This is a genomic window from Sphingomonas glacialis, assembly GCF_006439055.1.
GTDB lineage: Bacteria > Pseudomonadota > Alphaproteobacteria > Sphingomonadales > Sphingomonadaceae > Sphingomonas > Sphingomonas glacialis_A.
The window spans coordinates 328235-346553 of sequence record NZ_RCZC01000004.1; the positions used below are offsets into that span (position 1 = coordinate 328235).

The following is an 18319-nucleotide window of genomic DNA, read 5'->3' on the forward strand; positions in this document are numbered from 1 at the left end:
TGCAAGCCGCTTTCCCAAAAACCGTTCCCAAAACGTTTTCCCGAAAAAGCGTCATCTCGACGGAGTTATGGGAATGACAGGTACGCCCTTAAAACGACGCAAAACACATGATAGGCGACGCAGCACACCGCAAATTCTGGGGAATTGCGGCGTGGGCGGCGCCGCACGCGCTCCATGTTCGCACTACTGTGCGAGATACCCTGTCGGATTGAGAAAGTGTGCGACAACCTCGGATGCGGGGTTTTTCGTCAGGGGAGCCTCGGCTGCTATTTTGGCGTGAGATCCAAGCCCCGCGCAGTCGCTACCGTGCGGGCTGGCTCGTTGCCGAGCAGATCTCGATAGCCCCGCGAATGGCCGGTTCATCGAAACCCGACATTCCCAGCCGATTGGCTGAACGACTGCTTCGTCCCACGTGATGCCACTCGGGAGGTCGCTCGGCCGCCATCTCTTCCCGCTCGAAACCATCGGGTCGCTTAGCGTACGATCCCTAAAATCTTCCGGTCCGCCTCGGAGAGGGGTTGAAGCTGCGCCGCTAGGGCAGCGTCACCAGGATCGATCCATCATATCCGACAAGCCCAATCCCTGATCGGCCTCAGGCGACAATAGGGCCGCTCACATTTTACGGTTCCAACACCTCTTGGTACCTACCTGCCCGCCGTAACTGCCGAACAATGCCATTGAACGCAGCCGTGACGCCCTGTGCTCGCCCGATCTCGTTCTCCTGTCGCGCCGCATCCCAATACAGCTCGAGCGGCCAACGTTCCGGGCAATGCGGTAGGAGGCACCGAAGCGCCAGACGTACCTCAACGCCGTCGACACGCGCGTCCGAGCAGCGCGCGACACCGCTGCGCAAGATATGGACCGATAGCGCGATCACGACGCGCTGATGGCGGGCGAGCTTTGCCACTGCTCAACGAAAGTCGTGCGATTTGAAGCGCACCGCGTCCTCGGGATCCATGCCCTCGGCGTGCGGCGGCCAGTAGGCGTTGCGCAGCTCCGGCTTCCAACCCTCGTCCCCCCGGTCCGGCGATCCGGCATGCTTGGCCCCATCGCCGCGGCCGGTCCGATAGGGGAACGACATCTCGCCCACGCGGTGCAGCAGGTCACCATGGTCGATGATCCGGTCGCAGATGACGTGGATCACCTCGCCTTCCTTCTGCACCCTCCCCTTCATGCCGATCATCGACGCCGACATGACGGTGCGTCGCTGGCGTTCGAAACGGTCCGGCCAGAGGATGCCGTTTGCGATACCGGTCTCGTCCTCGATCGTGATGAACAGGACGCCTTTCGCACTGCCTGGCTTCTGCCGAACGAGGATGATCCCGGCGACCTCGACGTGGCGGCCATCGCGAATGGTCGCCAGATCGGCGCATTTGGTCACGCCGCGGCGGGTGAGATCCCCCCGGACAAAAGTCAGCGGATGCGCGCGCAGCGACAGCTGCAGCGATCGGTAATCCTCGATCACTTCACGACCGTCGGTCAGTGGGCGAAGCAAAACCGCGGGCTCAATACCCTCCGCACTGATCGTTTCGGCTGCACGGTCTGCGGCCGCGAATAGCGGCAGCGGCGCCTCGCCGAGCCCCCTCACCTTCCACAGGCCTTGCCGGCGATCCGCACCAAAGGCGTGAAACGCGTCGGCATCGGCCAGCCTCTCGATCGCGGCGCGCTGGACACTGGACCGGCGCCAGACATCCTCAACGCTATCGAACAGCGTCGTGCTACGGGCACCGACGATCGCCGCGCCATCGGCGTTGGAGAGCCCGCGCACCTGGTGCAAACCAAGCCGCACCGCGAGATAGCGGCCTCCAGTCGGCTCGAGCGTACAATCCCAGCGGCTTGCATTGATGCACGGGGGAAGAACCTGGACGCCGTGGTCGCGCGCATCCCGTACGATCTGGGCTGGAGCGTAGAAGCCCATCGGCTGCGCGTTCATCAGCGCGGCGCAGAAGACGTCGGGATGATGGTGCTTCATCCAGCTCGACGCATAGGAGATCTTGGCGAAGCTGGCGGCGTGGCTCTCCGGGAAGCCGTAGGAGCCGAAACCTTCGAGCTGGCGGAAGGTGCGCTCGGCGAAATCGCGCGGGTAGCCGCGCGCGACCATCCCTTCGATCAGCTTCTCCGAAAAATGCGAGACGCCGCCGGTCATCTTGAAGGTCGCCATCGCGCGGCGCAATTGGTCCGCCTCGGCCGGGGTAAAGCCGGCGCCGACGATCGCGACCTTCATCGCCTGCTCCTGGAACAGCGGCACGCCGAGCGTCTTCTCGAGCACCGCGCGCAGCTCCGGCCGCGGGTATTCGGGTTTCTCCAGCCCCTCGCGTCGGCGCAGATACGGGTGGACCATGTCGCCCTGGATCGGGCCCGGCCGTACGATCGCGACCTGAATGACAAGATCGTAAAATCGGCGCGGCTTCATGCGTGGCAGCATCGACATCTGCGCGCGGCTTTCGATCTGGAAGGTGCCGAGCGTGTCGGCCTTCTGGATCATCGCATACACGTCCGGATCGTCGTCCTGCAGGTCGGCAAGCCCGATCCGCACGCCCTTGGTTTCCTCGAGCATGTCGAACGCGCGATTCATGCAGCCGAGCATGCCGAGGCCGAGCACGTCGACCTTCATGAACTTCAAGGAGTCGATATCGTCCTTGTCCCACTCGATGATCTGGCGATCGACCATCGCGGCAGGCTCGATCGGGACGAGGTCGTCGAGCCGGTCTTGGGTTAGCACGAACCCGCCGGGATGTTGCGACATATGGCGCGGCACGCCGATCAGCTTGCGCGCGAGTTCGAGCGTAAGCCGCAGCCGGCGATCGCCCATGTCGAGGTTGAGCTCGTTGACCTGCTTCTCACCGACGCCCTCGGCCGACCAACCCCAGACCAAGCCAGCCAGCGACGACGTCAAGTCCTCGGGCAACCCAAGCGCCTTGCCGACGTCGCGTACCGCGCCGCGCGCGCGGTAGCGCTGCACCACGGCCGTCAGCGCGGCGTGGTTGCGGCCGTAGGTTTCGAAAATCCACTGGATGATCTCTTCGCGCCGCTCATGTTCGAAATCGACATCGATATCGGGTGGCTCGCGGCGTTCGCCCGAGACGAACCGCTCGAACAGCAGCTCGTGCTTGATCGGGTCTATCGAGGTGATTGCAAGGACGAAGCATACGCAGGAGTTCGCGGCAGACCCCCGCCCCTGGCACAGGATCCCACGACGCCGCGCCTCGCGCACGATCGCGTAGACGGTCAGGAAATAAGGGGCGTATGCCAGCTCCGCGATCAGCTTAAGCTCGTGGCCGATCTGATCGGTGTACGCCTGGGGCACCGCCCCATCGAACATCCGGTCGACGGCCTCCAGCGCCAAGCGCTCGAGCGCTTCTTGTGCGCTCAGCCCCTCCAACAGCCGCTCATGCGGGTATTGGTACGCCAGCTCGCCGAGATCGAAGGTACAGGCGCGGGCGATGTCAACGCTGGCGCGTAGCGCGTCGGGATAGGCCTTGAAGCGCCGGACCATCTCGGCCGGCGACTTGAGCGCGCGGTCGGCGTTCACTTCGCGACGATAGCCGAGCTCGTCGACAGTGCATTTCTCTCTGACCGCGGTGACGACGTCCTGCATCAGCCGTGCCTCGGGCGCGTGATAGAGGATGTCGCCGGTGACGACCGCGCGTACGCCTGCGGCCGCGGCCTGGCGGGCGAGTGCATCGATGCGGACCGCATCGTTCGGCCGGCGCCGCTGGTACAGCGCCATATAGCCACGCTTGCCGTACACCATTTTCAGCTCAGCCAGCGCGACCGCATTATGGTCGCTGGCTTCCTCGGCGAGCAGGATGGCGACCATCCCTTCGGACCAAGGCCCGAGATCGTGCCAATGCAGGTCGCACTTGCCCTTGCCCGCTCGCTTCTTTCCGACCGTCAGCAGCCGGGTCAGCCGGGACCAGGCCGGCCGATCGGTCGGATAGAGCAGCAGCCGGCGTCCACAGGCCAGATCGACTCGGGCACCGGCGATCATCCGCACGCCGGTCGCCTTCTGCGCCTCCCAGCCCCGCACGACCCCGGCGACCGAGCCAATGTCCGAAATGCCCAACGCTTCCAGGCCGAGCAAATTCCCGGCCGCGAACAGCTCGTCGGGGCTCGACGCGCCGCGCAGCAGTGAGAAATGCGTGAGCACCTGCAGTTCGACATAATCGGTCATGCGAACACGCCGTGCATCCACCAGCTGAGATCGCCGGTTTCGCTCTCGAAGCCATCGCCACACCGGAAAACCCAATAGCGGCCGCCCTTGTCGTCCTCGACGCGGTAGTAATCGCGCACCGCCCAGACTTCAGCGTCGCGGCGCCACCATTCACCGTGAATCCGCTCGGGTCCGTCGCCGGCGACGATCCTGTAGGTCGTGCCGCGCCACTCGAAGCGCCGGGGCGGCTGGTCCGGCAGCAGAGCTATCACCCGCGCGAGCGGCTCTGGCCTCGCAAACAACCGAACGGGGCGAACCCATACCGGCCAGCCGCCGGGTGCGTCGACAGGATCCGAGCGGATCACTGCGCGCTCGGGCACATGGCTTTCAACGGGCGCGAGGCGGTATACCGCGCGGGGGCCAATCCTGCCGGCGACGACGTCGACCAAGCGGGCAGGATCGCGGGACCGTGTCTCGCCTGCCAGCACAGCTCCCAGGTCGACAGCATCGAGCGGTTCGGTATGCGGTGCGACCAGCGTGAACTGCTCAATGCCGAGCCCGGGATCGATCCGCTCGATGCGAAGCTTCAGAAGGCGTAGAAGATGCGACACCTCCCGCGTCGGCCGCGACGTGCCGACAGCGACCACTTGCTCCCCTCCATCGATCCGCAGCCCCGTCAGCCGCAAGGCGCGAGCTCCGAGCCCCCTTGCCTGCAACACCTCGGCGAGATCGGTGAGCAAGTCTCCCATGACGCGCTCGATCGCCTCGGCAGTGCAGATGGGCTCCAGCAGGCGCCGCTCGACCATAGGCACCTCCGCATTCTCGCGTGGCGTGATCGGCTCGGCCACGCCACCCAGCGCCTGATCGAGCCGCGTGATCGCGGGTAGGCCGAGCCGGCGCGCCAGCGGGCCCCGGGCAACGGGCAGGAGATCCGCGACCGTCTCGAACCCGAACTTGCGGCCCGCAGTCAGCGCTACGCCGTTCAAACGCAGCGCTGCGATCGGCAAAGGTCCGAGCGCTTCGACGGTACGCCCCTTCGGCACGATCGTGAGATCGGCGCGCCCAAAGCGAGCGACCGCGTGCGCGGCGCCTGGCGTGTCGGCAACCGCGACCCGGGCCGTGAAGCCAGCGCGCTGGCAGAAGGCGCGCAGCCGCTGGCAGAAGCGCTCCTCGCCGCCATGAAGATGATCGCAGCCGGTCAGATCGAGCCACAGCCCATCGGGTGGTGTCGCCGCGGCGATCGGTGTCCAACGACGCACGGCGCGCAGTGCCAGCTGGTCAAGCAATGCCGAATCCGCTTCCGGCTCAGCCGGTCGGAAATCGAGGTCCGACACCAAGGCGCGGGCATGCGTTGCGGCCATGCCGACGACGATCCCGAGGTTTGCAGCCGAAGCGCAGGCTGCCACGACCTCTTCCCGCCGACCGACCTTCCCAATCAACGCGAGCGGCGTTGCATGGAAGGCGGCGACCGTTGCTTCTACCGACGAGGCCCGATCTGACGACACAGCGCGGCGGTACGGGTGGACCGCCGCTTCCGAGCGCCGCCCGAGTTCGCGCATCGGCGGTTTCGCATGTGCGGGGAGCGCCGCAATCTGACTGTCGACATCGGTGCTCTCCAGCGGGTCGGCACGGGCCCAGCGCGCACCGGGTCGCCACCCGCCACTACGCGGAACGGAGCAGGCGCCGGGATTGTCGTCGACGGGAAGCTGTAGCGCTGCGGGGCTAGGCCGCGGCATAGCGTACCGGTCCAACCGTCTCAGCCGCTCGATGGCCAAGTGCGGCAGGAACAGCGAGACGACCCGTCTCATCGCATCCCTCCACGATCATAGAAAATGAAGCGCCACCGCGCTGTCGGGCAAGCTCGACCAACCAGCGCGGCCGCCCAACACCCGCGACTGCGAGCCGGGCCGACGGAGCACTGCCAATCCTCCAGCGGGTCCAGGCAGCCGATGGTTCGGCAAGCGGATCCTGCTCGCGACCCCGCCTCCGCCGCAGAACCAGGATCGGGATATCCGCATCGGCCGCCACGAGTTGAAGTCGCCGGCTCGCCACCATCGACATCCTGCCAACTTCGGCGACCACTGCGGAGGGCGTGCCATCGCGCACCGCGTCTTCGACCACCGCCAACAGTGCGTCGTTGTCCCGTGGCTGCGCGTGGATCACGTTGGCGGAGGCAAGGCCTGCCTGTGCCAGCCCCGGCGCATACAGGTCGTTCCGACAACTCGCCCACAGCACTGGCCCGCCGACGCGAACTGCCTCGCGTCCTGCCATCCCTGCGAGGAACAGCGTTGTCGCGGCATCATCGGCGAGCGAGCAGGTCTGCGCAGCAGCTTCATGCAACGCCCCGCCTCGCAGCCCTCCCCCGCCCAGCCGTGCGTCTAGCTCCGAAAGGCAGAACGGCATGACTCGGTACTCGCTGACATGCGATGCAATTGCCTTGAGTTGGGCGAGCGTGGAGGGCAACGAAGAATGGACGGCGGACATAACGCATAGACTCGGTGTGTTCCGCTTATGTTCCTCTTTCATTCTCAACAATGCAAGGCTTTTGGCGTCCCGTTTTGGTCGGGCGACGGACGTGTTCGCCCAAGTTTCGAAAGGGCACAACGATGCGGCTTGGACGAACTAACCCAGCAAACTGCGGCTGCTCACATCGGATCAGACAGAGGGTGCCTTGTTAGAAATATGCGGGCTATTATCTAACACGAAAGGAGCAGTCCTGTGACCGCAATGGCCGACAGAATCATGAAACGCATTCGCGGCAAGGGGCGCGGCTGGGTGTTCACACCTAAACACTTCATCGACTTCGGCTCGCGTGGCGCGGTCGATGTCGCGATTTCCCGTCTGGCACAATCTGGATCGATTCGTCGGCTTGGCCGGGGACTGTACGATTATCCTCGCCACCATGACACACTAGGCATCCTCAGTCCGGACACTGCGACCATAGCCGATGCGATAGCGACCCAAAGCGGTGACAAGCTGGCGCCCACCGGTGCCGCGGCTGCCAATAGCCTTGGGCTATCGACCCAGGTACCGGCGCGAACGAGCTATGCGACCAGCGGCCGTACACGCGTGGCCAAGGCCGCAGGCAGAACGGTGACGCTCCGACACAGTCGCGCACCGGTTCTCGATTCCGGCTCCGATACCGCCAACGCGGTGCTTCAGACGCTTGCACAGCTTGGCAAAGCCCATGTCGATGCGGACGTCATTCGGCGGCTCGCGACACAGGTCGACACTCGAGCATTGAAACAGTTGCTCCAGGCACGGCCTTCGATGCCGGGATGGATGGGTGATGTGATCCTCAAGATCGATACCGCGCACCATGGATGAATTTGCGCGCCGCAGCGCCAGCGACCGCCGCGCCTTTATTGAGGAAGCCGCAGCGCAGCGCGACCTGACGCCGATCGTCATCGAGAAGGATTTCTGGGTTTGCTGGACGCTGAGGCGCCTCGGCACCGCGCGTGATCTGTAAGGCCATGTCACCTTCAAAGGCGGCACGTCGCTTTCGAAGGCTTACGGCATCATCCAGCGTTTCTCCGAGGATATCGACCTGACCATCCGGCGCACAGCGCCACTGCTCGATCAGGCTGCCTCACCGATGGAGGCCGGCATCGGCTCCAACGAACGCCAGCGCCGGACCAAGGCGCTGAAAGCTGCAGCGCAAGCCTATGTCGCCACGATCGCGATGCCGGCGCTCGCTGCGGCGGTCGAGGCTCAGCTTGGCCGTGAGGGATGGAGCATCGCCCTCGATCCTGATGACCGGGATGGACAAACGATCCTGTTCAATTATCCACGCACCGGCGGATATGCGGCTAGCGACTATTCTGCGCGTGACTATGCTGCCGATGACGAGACCGACTATATCAAGCCGCGCATCAAGCTCGAATTCGGCGCACGAGGCGATCCCGACCCGTTCGAGAATCGCGAAATTCGACCCTACCTCGCCGAGCAGTTTCCGGATGCACTCCCGGACTCATCGACGTCGGTCGAGACGCTCAGCGTCGAGCGTACGTTTTGGGAGAAGGCGACCATCCTTCATGCGCTCCATCACAACGGCAAGATGCGCGATGGCTTGTCGCGTCATTATTACGACATGCTGATGCTCGACCGGGCAGGCATCACCGCCCCGGCCCTCGCCGACCCGGCGCTCTTGGAGCAGGTCGTGCGCAACAAGAGCGTGATGTTCGCCGATGCGTCGGCGTCCTATGCAACGGCTATCCTCGGCACGATGCGCCTCACGCCCTCCGATCGGATCCGGCAGGCGCTCGCCAGCGATTACGCGGCCATGGCAGACATGTTCATGGTTGAGCCCCCTTCCCTTACCGAACTGCTGGAAGGGTTGGCCGGCCTCGAGGCGCACATCAACGAAGCCGGCCCGGCAAACTGATTGCTGCCGCCTGCATCTAGTGCAGCCGTTTGCCTCGAGGACCGCGCGGTTCGCGAAGCGGCAGGTACAGCAGTCGCTCATGTGCAGCCGACTTTCTTCTATACGCTCACGAAGGTTGCGGTCCGCTGCGGCATCTCGCTCCAGGCGACTTTCGCCAGGAACCACTCCGGGCGCGATGGCACCTTGAGATAACCGCTGAGGTCGGGCAGCCGCTCGATCTCAGACGGCATGACGGCATCCTCGGTATGTGCCGACAGCGAGTTGCCCCAAGTCTTTCCGCCCGGCCCTGCCCCGTCGCTGTAGCTCTGCTGCATGTAACTCTGCTGGCCTATCAGCGACGACGCAAACCGGGCGGTGCTGTTGGTGTCGCCGCCCGCGCAGCGCAGGATCAGCCGGGTGCTGCAATTCTCCACCAGCGCGGCAGCAGCGCCGTCGCCGTAGAGGGCACGCACCTTGCCGATCGTCTGGAACCCGAGCACGCAGCGCCCGCCGAACTTGCGGATACGCTGGAGCGCGTCATCGAGACCCTCGATTTTGCCAATCGCGTCGAGCTCGTCAGCGACAAACCAGGTCGGTGCCGTATCGCCTTCGGGGCGGCTCATCGTGGCGAAGATCGCGAGCCGCATCCACGGCCCGATCAGCGCTTTCAGGGCGGCGATCTGGTCGGCCCGGTACGGCAGGAATACCCAACGCCTATCGTTCGGGTCGGATGCCCAGCGGGTCAGCGAGAACGGCATGCCGCCGGTCGCACTGGCGGCATATTCAAGCGCGCTCATCGCGTCACCGCTGGATGAGCGCACGCTGTCGAACAGCCGGGTCGCGCCCTCGGCAAGGAAAGGCTCGGCGGCGGTGCCGGCAAGCATGGCGCGGAGTTCGGCGCGGTCAGCGATGGCGAACAGACGGTAGACCTCTGCGGTGTCGATGCCGGCGGCCCGGCCACGGCGCAGGATCGCGGTGAGCAACGTCCGCGCGCGCGCCGCCCAGCTTGCATCAGCTGACCCGCCCGGGCTTGGCACCAGCGACGCGGCGAGCTGCTCGGCGGCAAAATCATTGGGCACTTCGCCCATCATGTCCCAAACGCCCGAGCGCGCATCGAACGGGTTGAGGATCACGTCACCGCGCGCGGCATCGTAGAACCGCGACAAGAAGCCGCCATCGGGATCGGCGATGATCGCCCGGTCGCCGCGGTCTTCCGCGCCCCGCAGCAGCTCGCGGATCGCGACCGACTTGCCTGTGCCGGTCGTGCCCATCAGCAGGAAGTGCTTAGGCTCGTCGGCGCGGTCGATCGGCAGTCCCGCGAGCGAGACGACAGCTGTGTCCTTCTGCATCCGCGGCGTGCGCTTGTTCCAGCGATCAGCGGTGGAAAGTTGCGCACCGCGCAAGACGTCGCCGGCCTGCGGTCCCTTTGGCGCACCCATCACGAAGGCGAGGAAGTGCCCACCAATTGCGCACAGTACCACCAGCACCGCGGTCGCCACCCCATAGGCGAACATTGACACGCCAGGGACACGGCCGAGCACCTCGAGCGGCCCCGTGGCGAGGCCGGACAGCGACGCCGCGGCAAACGGCACTCCGAATAGCGCGACGAGGATCGAGGCGATGGTCGGCCGCTTGTGTTTGCCGACAGCACTTCGGATGAAGGCGCCGACGGATGCCGCAGCACTGAGCGCGATCGCGACCCCGGCAAGGGCGGTGACCATGACCTTAGATCTCCCCAGCTGCGTATAGGCCGCGCACCGCCGCCTCGACCGCCGGCCAGCGTGTGAGGGACAGATGGGGATATTCGAGCCACTCCGGGGCGAGCGGATCACGCGACTCAAGGGCGACCTGCCAGCCGACCAGCGCTTTAGGCACCCACACCGCGATTTCGACGGGGGTGAGCGTCACCCAGCCATTCGCGTCAGGGTCGCTCCATTCGGCGTTCCCGCGCAGCCAGTCGCCCTGCTCGGTCTCCGGAGGCGGCGTGGTTCGCCCCGCATCGCGCAAGGTCTCGGTGACCAGCGCCAGCACCGCAGCACGATCGTGCTGAGATATGTCCATCATGTCACTCCTCTGCCATGACCTGGATTTCGCAGCGCACTGCTTTCTTCGCCCTGGCGGCCTTCTTGCGGCAGGCGTCCAGAGTGTCACGATTGGCGATGATCAGCCGGTTGCCCGACAGTATGCCGGCGAACGCAGTGGGCGACGCCGCGCGCATCAGGCGCTGCCCGCTTTGCCACATCGGCATGCGCAACGTGTGTGCCGCCATCCATTCGGGCCATAGCCAACTCGCTGGCAGGGCACGCACGATCGGACCGGGGAGGATGGCCCACAGCAAGATGCCCGCTGCCAGAGCCGCCATACCGACATGCCGCAACCGGCGGCGCTGCTCGTCAGCTTCAGTATGCGAATGCAGTTGAAGGGTCAGCTGCCTCGCCACTGTCTCGAACCCGTGTTGCGCCGCGAGAAACAGGCGATGATCCTCACGGGGCGCATTGTACGCGGCTTCGATGATCTGATGGTTCAGTTCCTCTGGTGTCAGCAGCAGCGCCGGACTGTTCACCACCGCATCGATCCGCTGCGCGGCTGCGAGGACGTTCTGCGAGATCACCCCAAGTGTCTCTGAATAGTCCGGCGCGTCGGAGGGCTCCGCCCGCTGAGCGGTCAGCCGTTCCGCAGCACGGCGGATCAGTGACACCTCGCCACGAAGATCTTCGAACGCCTGTGCCGCCTCGTCCGCCATGGCTTAGCTCCGACCTGAGGTCACTACGCGCTTGGATGGTCGTCTCGAAGTATTTGCGGCGCGCGCACCGACCTGCTGGATCCGCTCTTGCAACTGGATGTGCTGCACTGCACAATCAGCAAGCCTTTCAGGCATCCTCTCCTAAAACTTTCAGGCCGCCCCTCAGGGCGGCCTTTCTTTTATCAGCGCGTGCCACGGCCTTCCAGCTGCTAAAGCTCTCGATTTTGGAGCAAATCGCGTTCAAGATCGCGCTGCATCTGACGCTCAAGCACCTGCTCGACCGATGGCTGTCGGTCGCGGCCAAGCCCAAGTTCTGGCGCGCTGCGCTCCAGCTCCATCCGCAATGCCGGATCATATCGCAGATCATTGATCATGATCCCCATGCGCTGCGCCACAGGGCCGTTCTGAGCCTCCCCGCGCTCGGCTGACAACGCCTGCCAGCGTTCCATGAACCGCCCTGCCCTGAGCGCCGGATCGGCGCGTACGCGGGCTTCCTCGTTCATCGCCCGTGCCGCGCTGCGCGTGTCGCCAGCTGCCGCGTCACGCGCAATCTTCGGATTGCGCTCGATTGCGGAGGTGAGGTCTTGCGCTCCCATAGAGCGCGCCTTGTCGAGCGCGTCGCCGGCACGCGCGAGTGCGGTTGTCTGATGCGGTAGTACCGGCAGCCCTTTATCCCGCATGCTCGAAATATCGACAGAGGCACGCGCGTAGCGCTGGATCGCCTTTGTTTCGTTTAAGAGACTGGTGCTTTCGGGCACAGGCTCGGCAGGCACCGCCTCCTGCGGCTTTGGCCTGAATCCGGCGAACATGGAACGCGCCTTCCCCTCCACTGTCTCGACGAGCTCACGCACCCGCTCAGGGAATTTGATGTCGCGTCGGTCCGCGAAAGCCCGAACCGCTTCGTCGGGCTCGGCTGCATAGTCGCCTGCCATGTCCTTCGCCCGGTCGCGCGATAGCAGTGCCGCGAGCTTGGCGTCGCTCGCGAAATCGTCGCGACCGTAGTGGAGTTGCACCCCGTCACGGTGCCGCGATAGTGCGACATAGGCGGCGTGCCGGTCCATGCCTGGCGTGGCGAGCACGTGGCTGCGATCCACCGTCACGCCCTGCGACTTGTGGATGGTGGTGGCATAGCCGTGATCGACCGCCGCATAGTCCGCCACGTCGAACGTCACCTCCCGTCCGTCGTCCAGGCGCACGCCAAGCGCTACCGGTGATGCCTCAGTGACCGTACCGAGCGTACCGTTCTTTACCCCCATTTCGCGCTCATTGCGCAGGAACATGATCCGGTCGCCGCTCGCGAACTGCCGCTCGCCGCGCTCCGCCTGCACGGTTACGTCGTCTCCGAGATCACCCGATGCCCGCAGCCGCTCACGCGCCTCCTCGTTGAGGGACTGCACCTCGGCGTTGGTATGCGTCAGGATGATCCGGCTCTTATCGGGCTCCGCCTGGCGCTGCCGGTCCCACTTCCCGACCAGTACCGCCCGCGCCTGGCTGCGTGTGTCGCCACTGCGCACCATGTCATGGTCGCGGTACGCCTGAAGCGCCTCCCGCGTCTTGCCCGTAGCAAGCCAGCGGGTCGCGTCGCGCTGCCAGTCCGTCCGCTGGCGGCGGATCTCGGTGATCTCGGCTGCGCCGTGCGCTTGCGAAAGCGCACGAAAGGCCGCTCCCGCTTCGATCGCCTGCAGCTGCTCGGGGTCGCCGACCAGCACCACCTTGGCGCAGGCGTGCTCCGCGGCCGACAGCAACCGCTCCATCTGTCGCGTGCCGATCATGCCGGCCTCATCCACCACCAGCACATCGCGCGGACCCAGCTGCTCACGGTCACGCGCCCACGCATATTCGAGACTGGCGATCGTACGAGATCCGATACCCGATCCAGCCTCAAGGTTCTCGGCCGCTATGCCGGATAGCGCTGCACCCCGCACCGTGTAGCCAGCATCTTCCCACGCCTCGCGTGCGACCCCCAGCATCGCCGACTTGCCTGTGCCCGCGTAGCCAATGACGGACGCCAGACCACCGCGTTCGGTGATCCGTCCTAGCGCGCCGCGCTGCTCATCCGAAAGGCTAAGCCCCCTGCCCTCCGCTGTACCCAGCGCACGCTGGACATGGCTGCCGGCGACGAAGTGATCTTTCGTTCCGGCAAGCCGGTTCGCGGCCTGCTCCAGTCGCGCCTCCGTCGCAATCATCTCGCGGCTGGTGAACCGCTCGTCACCGCGTCCATCCCTGCCGAGCGCAACCAATCTCGGCGACGCCTTGGTCGCGGCAATCACCGCGTCATACTGCGCCTTGCCGTCGGAATGCCGGAACGCAAACACCGCGAGATCGCGCTTGGTAAACGTCGCCTGCGTCCGTGTGATCGCGTCGAGCGCGACGCTCGGGTCAGCGATGATCTTCTCGCCGTTCTCGCGCGCGATGCGCACGTGATCCTCGAGCCGTTCGGTCTCCAGCCCCTGCGCTGGCCGCCGCGATGCGGCTGGGCCGATCTTGTGCTGTGGTTCGAGCGCAATGCCCTGCTCCGCGAAGCTGCGATGGTCGATCCGCGCATTGATGCCGAGTTCCGCCAGCCGCTCGTTGACGTGTGCGCCCCAGGCTTCGCGCCAATGCTGCAACAGCTCCGGGCGATTCCAGTCGCGGTCCTTCTTGCCAAACCCGTCCGGGCCCACCTCGCGCATTGCCAGCATGACGTGCGCGTGTGGCTTGGGACTGCCATCCTCGGCATGATCCCAATGCACATTGAGATCAGCGACCATCCCGCGATAGACAAATTGCTGCTTTACGAAATCGCGAGCCAGCAAAACGCCCTGTTCGCGAGTCATCTCACGCGGGATCGCGAACTCGACTTCGCGGGCGAGCTGCGCGTCCTTGCGTTTCTCGCCAGCCTCAACCTCATTCCACAAGGTTGTGCGGTCGGCCAGGCGCTCTGGCGCGTTTTCCGGCAGCATGATCTCCGAGTGCACCACACCGGTCTTGTTCGAGAAGTCGTGGTGTCGCCCGAGCCGCTCGTCGTACAGTTCGAGCGCGGCGCGATAGGCAGCAGAGGCAACGGCGCTGGAGCCGTTGGCACGGCTGATGACCTTCGCGGAGAAGTGGTAGATCGCCATCGCGAAACGCAAACTACCATTTTCTGCGCACATCGGCAACGATGTATAAGCGCGCACTCACAATCTGCTTCGCGCTTGCTTGTGACTTCACTCCATATTCAGTGTTTTTTCTGAAGTCGACTTATGAGACCCTCACCTACCGACGACATGTTTGATCAAACGAGGAGTTCGGTTGATGCGCAAGGTCCGGGACTATGATGCTGAGCTGAAAGCGCTTGGCGACAAGGCAAAAGCCCTGAAGGCACGAAAGGTCGAGCAGCACGGCCAACTTGTTGCCATGACCGGCGCCGATGCGCTCGATGTTGAGATGCTTGCAGGCGTACTACTTGATGCAGTGGCTGCCAGCGATACGGATACAAAGGAGGCGTGGCGCGTGAAGGGCATCGACTTCTTTCAGCGACGCGGGCGCAAGTCTGGGAAAACGGCTCCGGGCGACATCATCGCTGCAGCGACGGCTACGGATAACGACGCTGCGGGCGGAAGCAACAGCCAGGCGGACGGATAACCGGAGCTGGGTCGTGGCACGTCGCGAACGCACCCGTCACCTGATCGAGCTTGGTGGACTTGTGCAGAAGTCTGGCTTGGTTGATCTCACCGAGGATGATCGCGCCACCCTCTACGGCGCTATGCTCGACCTGGCGGCACGGGCGCAGCAGGACAGCGATGTTCTCACCTTGTGGAAGCGGCGTGGCAAACGCGCGTTTGAGGCAGAGGCTGACGCGCTGATCGAGACATGACCTACGTCGTGGCATCCAATCAGCTTGCCCGCCCAACCGGGCCGCATGCCAGCGTGACGCCGGTGATGAACGATGCAGCGCGGATTCAGCGTCAAGTCCGGGCTGGGGAACGCTGCACAAATGATGATCGCGACCAAGTGATGCCGCTGTGGCGACGACGCAAAGGGTACGGTTTCGCTATTGCCGAGGCGAACCCTTTGTCAGCATGGCCTCAGCAATGAACGACACGATTCAAGCGACGATCACTGCGGTCGTCACCCATGCGCCCGAATGGATTCGCCACGATCTCGTTTCGAAAGAACCAGCCGCGCGCAAACGCGCTGAAGAAACGCTCGCCGCGATGATCGCGAGCGCACTGGCCACGACGAGCAACATGTAACCAAGCTACGCCGCCGCGCGGCGCTCGAGCGCCGCGATATGCTCGGCGCAAATTACCTCAACGACGTGGCCGAGCGCTTCGACGCGCTCGCCGAGCCACGCCAGTTCGCCTTCGCTGATCTGGTAATGTTTCGAGTAGCGCGCTTTCACATAGGCCTCTTTAAGCTTTTCGAACCGCGCGCGATCCACCTTCGCCTCACGCGGCCAGACCTCGATCAGGCGCGGGTCGATGCGCTCGGCCTGCGTGCGCAAGAAGCCGAGATTGTGCACGTGTGGCGTGTAGAAGGTGCAGACCAGCAAGACGCAGTGATAGAAACGTTCGGTTGCTTGGTGCATGAGAAACGCGGCATCCTTTAGCCGCTCCTGTGTCAAACTGAACTTCGCCGTTTCAAACATTCCCTGCCCGGCCGGCAACCACTCTTCAAAATACTCGCGCGCCATCGCCAGCGCTTGGGCCGGCGTCTTTGGCTTGGGCTCAGGCAGGTCCGTGTCGTCGCTCTGATAGAGAGCGATACCGTCACGCGCGATGTCGATGAAGAAATAGCGCCCGTCGGAGAGACCGGCGGTCACCTCCTGCAGCGTGTGGACGATGAAATTAACCGGCGTGCGCAGCGTGCCCGTGATCGCCAGTTCGCGGTTGAGTGTGTCTTCGGCGGTCGCCCAGAACTCGACGCGGTCGGTGAGCTTTTCGTGGTTTACGATCACCAGCAGATCGAAGTCGGATTGATAGCCCTTGCCGGTGTGAGGCTCATCGACCCAGCCGCCCCGCGCGTAGCTCCCATAGAGGATCACCTTGAGGATACGCGCCTGCTTCTTCCAGTCTGACGTCGCGATCGCGGTTGCGTCGCCAAACTGCTCGAACAGAATTCGCACGACGCGTTCGAGCTCGCGCTGCTTGGCCGCCGGCAGATGGTCGAGGCTGGTCTTCATGATGCCCCGATACTAGCGCCACCGGGGGCGTTGGGACAGCCTCGCCGGCTCGCCGGCGAGGCTAAAAATTCAACGGCCCAGCACTCTTGCGATACGTCGCGCAGACCGCCGCCACCATGGCGGCGGTCTGCGTGCTTCCAATGCGTCGTCTATCGCATGAAGGGCTGCTGCGAACTCGCGCTCGATACGCTCGACGCTGATCCCTGTGACCTCGGCGATGTCGGGATAGGACATCGCGTCTAGCCGCACTGCCAAAAAGATCTCGCGCCGTACGACCGGCATCCGCCGCAGGCTTCGTTCCAGTCGCCGGAGCTGTTCGGCTTCGCTGGGCGTGCCCGACATCACACCGCCTCCGGCCCAAAGGCGAGCAGATAATCAGCGGCCTTGCTAGCAGCACTCGCTGCGCGGAAGATCGCCTTCTCGTCCTCGCGCAGTACCGCCAGCCAGCTGCCGATATAGTCGGCGTGACGCACGGTCGGTTGAATGCTAAGCGACGCACACGCAAACGCACTGGTCATTTCGGCGATCAGCTCTTCGCGCGCGTAATCCGGGCTGCCGAACGCCCCGCGCTGGTTACGGCCCAGACGGCTGCCATGGCCACTCCAGTGACCGAGCTCGTGGAGCGCGGTGCGGTGCCAGTTGATCGGCTCTGCAAAGGCTGACGGCGGCGGCACCACGATGAAGTCACCGCTCGGCGCATAATAGGCCTTGTCGCCACCGATGCGGATGTCCGCACCGCTCGCGTCGATCAGCGCTTCCATCTGCGGCAGGATCTCGATCTCGGCGGGCTGCACGGGCGCAGCGGTCAGTGCCTCAGGCAGCCCCTCCCACTGATCGACATTGAACACGGTGAAGCGCTTGAGAAATGTAATCTGCCGCGCATCGCGATCCTCATCGACCGCTCGTGCTTTCTCGCGCTTGGGCGTGAAGCGATCGGCGTAACAGACGACCGTCCCTTTCTCACCACGCCGGACGTTGCCCCCAGCCGCCTGCGCCTGGGCGTAGGTCAGCCAGCGTTGCGAGGCGTAGCCGCCCGCCACCACCGCCGCCCACAGAATCAGCACGTTGATCCCGGAGTAACGCCGCCCGGTCCCGGCATTATGCGGCATCATGCACCCACACGCCGCGCTGTCCCACGGCTGTACCCACGGCAGCCGCCCCGCCTCCAGCTCCGCAATCACCCGCGCCGTCACCTCGCCGTAGAGGCTGGTACGGTTGGTCTCGACCTTCTTCATGATCTTCACTCCTTCAACACCGCAGCCGGCGCCGGAATGGCGGGGGAGCGGCAGGAGCGGACCGACAGGCCCGTCGGCAGAGGCAGGCAGCACCCGAAGGGCCGAAACGGCAGTCGAGGACCTGAGCGCAGATCAGGTTGCGGCCTGCCGCGACGGGCCTAAAGGGCAGCGACGCTCCCCCGCCAGTCTGACGCCGGAGGCGCAACGCCATCGCGTAAAGCGCGATGACCTTATGCCGCGCCTGCGCGGCATGCCCGGCCAGGGATCGTTACGGCTTTGCCGACGAGACGCCGTAGGCGGCTCGGTGGCGCGTCAGCGCCATAGAGCCCGACCGCGCCGTTGGCGCGGGGACGCACAACTGGCGGGACTCTGTTGCCTTATCGGTGCCCCACTATGCCTTGAGATATCATCATTGGCTCGCCGATCTTCTCAGTACGCGTGCGGAGACGGTCGCTAAGCGTATCGGCGCGATCTGGATCGTCGCCCTGTTCAGGTCGGCCCCGGCTCTTCTCGATCAGCTCGCGGATCCGGGTCTCAACATCGGCGGACGGGGCGTTCGTGCCCGCCTTTTTATCAAGTAAGACCTTCGACTGTGCCTCGGCAGCGCTGAGTTTTTCGCGCAGCGCCATAAGCCGGTAGATGCCAGTATCAGCGCGCGATGCCGAGATGTCAGGGAGAC

17 protein-coding genes and 1 pseudogene are annotated in these 18319 nt (G+C 64.7%); 7 read left to right on the plus strand and 11 right to left on the minus strand.

Features of this window, described 5'->3' with window-relative positions:
* Positions 1-910: 910 nt before the first annotated feature.
* The 3 genes from EAH76_RS16070 to EAH76_RS16080 all read right to left on the minus strand — a co-directional run bounded on the left by EAH76_RS16070 (position 911) and on the right by EAH76_RS16080 (position 6637).
* Positions 911-4174 carry an error-prone DNA polymerase gene (locus EAH76_RS16070; RefSeq protein ID WP_140851277.1) on the minus strand — a complete coding sequence of 1088 codons (3264 nt, stop codon included), beginning with the start codon at positions 4172-4174 and terminating at the stop codon, positions 911-913.
* Positions 4171-5712 (minus strand): Y-family DNA polymerase, encoded by a 1542-nt coding sequence (locus EAH76_RS16075; protein WP_140851278.1) that lies wholly within the window; start codon positions 5710-5712, stop codon positions 4171-4173. The genes EAH76_RS16070 and EAH76_RS16075 overlap by 4 nt, the downstream gene beginning before the upstream one ends.
* A gap of 163 nt (positions 5713-5875) precedes the next feature.
* Positions 5876-6637 (minus strand): ImuA family protein, encoded by a 762-nt coding sequence (locus EAH76_RS16080; RefSeq protein ID WP_194151019.1) that lies wholly within the window; start codon positions 6635-6637, stop codon positions 5876-5878.
* 243 nt (positions 6638-6880) lie between these two features.
* Here EAH76_RS16080 and EAH76_RS16085 point away from each other — a divergent pair, with 243 nt between their 5' ends.
* The 3 genes and pseudogenes from EAH76_RS16085 to EAH76_RS16090 all read left to right on the plus strand — a co-directional run.
* Complete coding sequence (locus tag EAH76_RS16085; RefSeq protein WP_140851346.1) at positions 6881-7480, plus strand: DUF6088 family protein; 600 nt, start codon at positions 6881-6883, stop codon at positions 7478-7480.
* Positions 7473-7622, plus strand: a complete 150-nt coding sequence (locus EAH76_RS24525) for a hypothetical protein (protein WP_241659737.1) — start codon at positions 7473-7475, stop codon at positions 7620-7622. Before EAH76_RS16085 ends, EAH76_RS24525 begins: the two co-directional genes overlap by 8 nt.
* A gap of 15 nt (positions 7623-7637) precedes the next feature.
* Positions 7638-8537: pseudogene (locus EAH76_RS16090) on the plus strand (nucleotidyl transferase AbiEii/AbiGii toxin family protein); the annotation flags it as partial.
* A gap of 98 nt (positions 8538-8635) precedes the next feature.
* Here EAH76_RS16090 and EAH76_RS16095 read toward each other — a convergent pair.
* The 4 genes from EAH76_RS16095 to traA all read right to left on the minus strand — a co-directional run bounded on the left by EAH76_RS16095 (position 8636) and on the right by traA (position 14360).
* Complete coding sequence (locus EAH76_RS16095) at positions 8636-10237, minus strand: type IV secretion system DNA-binding domain-containing protein (RefSeq protein ID WP_140851279.1); 1602 nt, start codon at positions 10235-10237, stop codon at positions 8636-8638.
* A 4-nt stretch (positions 10238-10241) separates the two neighbouring features.
* Positions 10242-10580, minus strand: coding sequence for a hypothetical protein (locus EAH76_RS16100; RefSeq protein ID WP_161989066.1), 339 nt, complete (start codon positions 10578-10580; stop codon positions 10242-10244).
* 1 nt (position 10581) lies between these two features.
* Positions 10582-11259, minus strand: a complete 678-nt coding sequence (locus EAH76_RS16105; RefSeq protein WP_140851281.1) for a DUF6118 family protein — start codon at positions 11257-11259, stop codon at positions 10582-10584.
* Between the two features lie 209 nt (positions 11260-11468).
* Positions 11469-14360, minus strand: a complete 2892-nt coding sequence (traA, locus tag EAH76_RS16110; RefSeq protein WP_140851347.1) for a Ti-type conjugative transfer relaxase TraA — start codon at positions 14358-14360, stop codon at positions 11469-11471.
* Positions 14361-14535: 175 nt separating this feature from the next.
* Between traA and EAH76_RS16115 the strand changes: the two genes are divergently transcribed.
* The 4 genes from EAH76_RS16115 to EAH76_RS24185 are packed head-to-tail and all read left to right on the plus strand — an operon-like array spanning position 14536 to position 15476.
* On the plus strand, positions 14536-14865 hold the full coding sequence (locus tag EAH76_RS16115) for a conjugal transfer protein TraD (protein WP_140851282.1): 330 nt from the start codon (positions 14536-14538) through the stop codon (positions 14863-14865).
* A gap of 13 nt (positions 14866-14878) precedes the next feature.
* Complete coding sequence (locus EAH76_RS16120) at positions 14879-15097, plus strand: conjugal transfer protein TraD (protein WP_140851283.1); 219 nt, start codon at positions 14879-14881, stop codon at positions 15095-15097.
* The gene (locus EAH76_RS16125; RefSeq protein WP_140851284.1) at positions 15094-15318 is read left to right on the plus strand and encodes a hypothetical protein; all 225 of its coding nucleotides are present in this window, start codon (positions 15094-15096) and stop codon (positions 15316-15318) included. The genes EAH76_RS16120 and EAH76_RS16125 overlap by 4 nt, the downstream gene beginning before the upstream one ends.
* Entirely contained in the window at positions 15315-15476 is a 162-nt protein-coding gene (locus tag EAH76_RS24185; RefSeq protein ID WP_170208034.1) for a DUF6771 family protein, read from the plus strand. Before EAH76_RS16125 ends, EAH76_RS24185 begins: the two co-directional genes overlap by 4 nt.
* Positions 15477-15481: 5 nt before the next feature.
* Here EAH76_RS24185 and EAH76_RS16130 read toward each other — a convergent pair whose 3' ends face one another.
* From EAH76_RS16130 to EAH76_RS16145, 4 genes are all read right to left on the minus strand, one after another.
* Positions 15482-16405 (minus strand): HEPN domain-containing protein, encoded by a 924-nt coding sequence (locus EAH76_RS16130; protein ID WP_140851285.1) that lies wholly within the window; start codon positions 16403-16405, stop codon positions 15482-15484.
* 69 nt (positions 16406-16474) lie between these two features.
* Positions 16475-16747: a sigma factor-like helix-turn-helix DNA-binding protein gene (locus EAH76_RS16135; RefSeq protein ID WP_140851286.1), complete on the minus strand. Its 273-nt coding sequence runs from the start codon at positions 16745-16747 to the stop codon at positions 16475-16477.
* A complete protein-coding gene (locus EAH76_RS16140; protein WP_140851287.1) occupies positions 16747-17640 on the minus strand; it encodes an ArdC family protein in 894 nt (297 codons plus the stop codon). The genes EAH76_RS16135 and EAH76_RS16140 overlap by 1 nt, the downstream gene beginning before the upstream one ends.
* Positions 17641-18017: 377 nt before the next feature.
* Positions 18018-18269 carry a hypothetical protein gene (locus EAH76_RS16145; RefSeq protein WP_140851288.1) on the minus strand — a complete coding sequence of 84 codons (252 nt, stop codon included), beginning with the start codon at positions 18267-18269 and terminating at the stop codon, positions 18018-18020.
* Positions 18270-18319: the final 50 nt, after the last annotated feature.

Excerpts from the sequence above, each read along its gene's own strand:
- EAH76_RS16070 (WP_140851277.1), bottom strand. The coding sequence starts at position 4,174 with ATGACCGATTATGTCGAACTGCAGGTGCTCACGCATTTCTCACTGCTG.
- EAH76_RS16075 (WP_140851278.1), bottom strand. The coding sequence starts at position 5,712 with ATGCGCGAACTCGGGCGGCGCTCGGAAGCGGCGGTCCACCCGTACCGC.
- EAH76_RS16080 (WP_194151019.1), bottom strand. The coding sequence starts at position 6,637 with ATGTCCGCCGTCCATTCTTCGTTGCCCTCCACGCTCGCCCAACTCAAG.
- EAH76_RS16085 (WP_140851346.1), top strand. The coding sequence starts at position 6,881 with ATGGCCGACAGAATCATGAAACGCATTCGCGGCAAGGGGCGCGGCTGG.
- EAH76_RS24525 (WP_241659737.1), top strand. The coding sequence starts at position 7,473 with ATGGATGAATTTGCGCGCCGCAGCGCCAGCGACCGCCGCGCCTTTATT.
- EAH76_RS16095 (WP_140851279.1), bottom strand. The coding sequence starts at position 10,237 with ATGGTCACCGCCCTTGCCGGGGTCGCGATCGCGCTCAGTGCTGCGGCA.
- EAH76_RS16100 (WP_161989066.1), bottom strand. The coding sequence starts at position 10,580 with ATGATGGACATATCTCAGCACGATCGTGCTGCGGTGCTGGCGCTGGTC.
- EAH76_RS16105 (WP_140851281.1), bottom strand. The coding sequence starts at position 11,259 with ATGGCGGACGAGGCGGCACAGGCGTTCGAAGATCTTCGTGGCGAGGTG.
- traA (WP_140851347.1), bottom strand. The coding sequence starts at position 14,360 with ATGGCGATCTACCACTTCTCCGCGAAGGTCATCAGCCGTGCCAACGGC.
- EAH76_RS16115 (WP_140851282.1), top strand. The coding sequence starts at position 14,536 with ATGCGCAAGGTCCGGGACTATGATGCTGAGCTGAAAGCGCTTGGCGAC.
- EAH76_RS16125 (WP_140851284.1), top strand. The coding sequence starts at position 15,094 with ATGACCTACGTCGTGGCATCCAATCAGCTTGCCCGCCCAACCGGGCCG.
- EAH76_RS24185 (WP_170208034.1), top strand. The coding sequence starts at position 15,315 with ATGAACGACACGATTCAAGCGACGATCACTGCGGTCGTCACCCATGCG.
- EAH76_RS16130 (WP_140851285.1), bottom strand. The coding sequence starts at position 16,405 with ATGAAGACCAGCCTCGACCATCTGCCGGCGGCCAAGCAGCGCGAGCTC.
- EAH76_RS16135 (WP_140851286.1), bottom strand. The coding sequence starts at position 16,747 with ATGTCGGGCACGCCCAGCGAAGCCGAACAGCTCCGGCGACTGGAACGA.
- EAH76_RS16140 (WP_140851287.1), bottom strand. The coding sequence starts at position 17,640 with ATGAAGAAGGTCGAGACCAACCGTACCAGCCTCTACGGCGAGGTGACG.
- EAH76_RS16145 (WP_140851288.1), bottom strand. The coding sequence starts at position 18,269 with ATGGCGCTGCGCGAAAAACTCAGCGCTGCCGAGGCACAGTCGAAGGTC.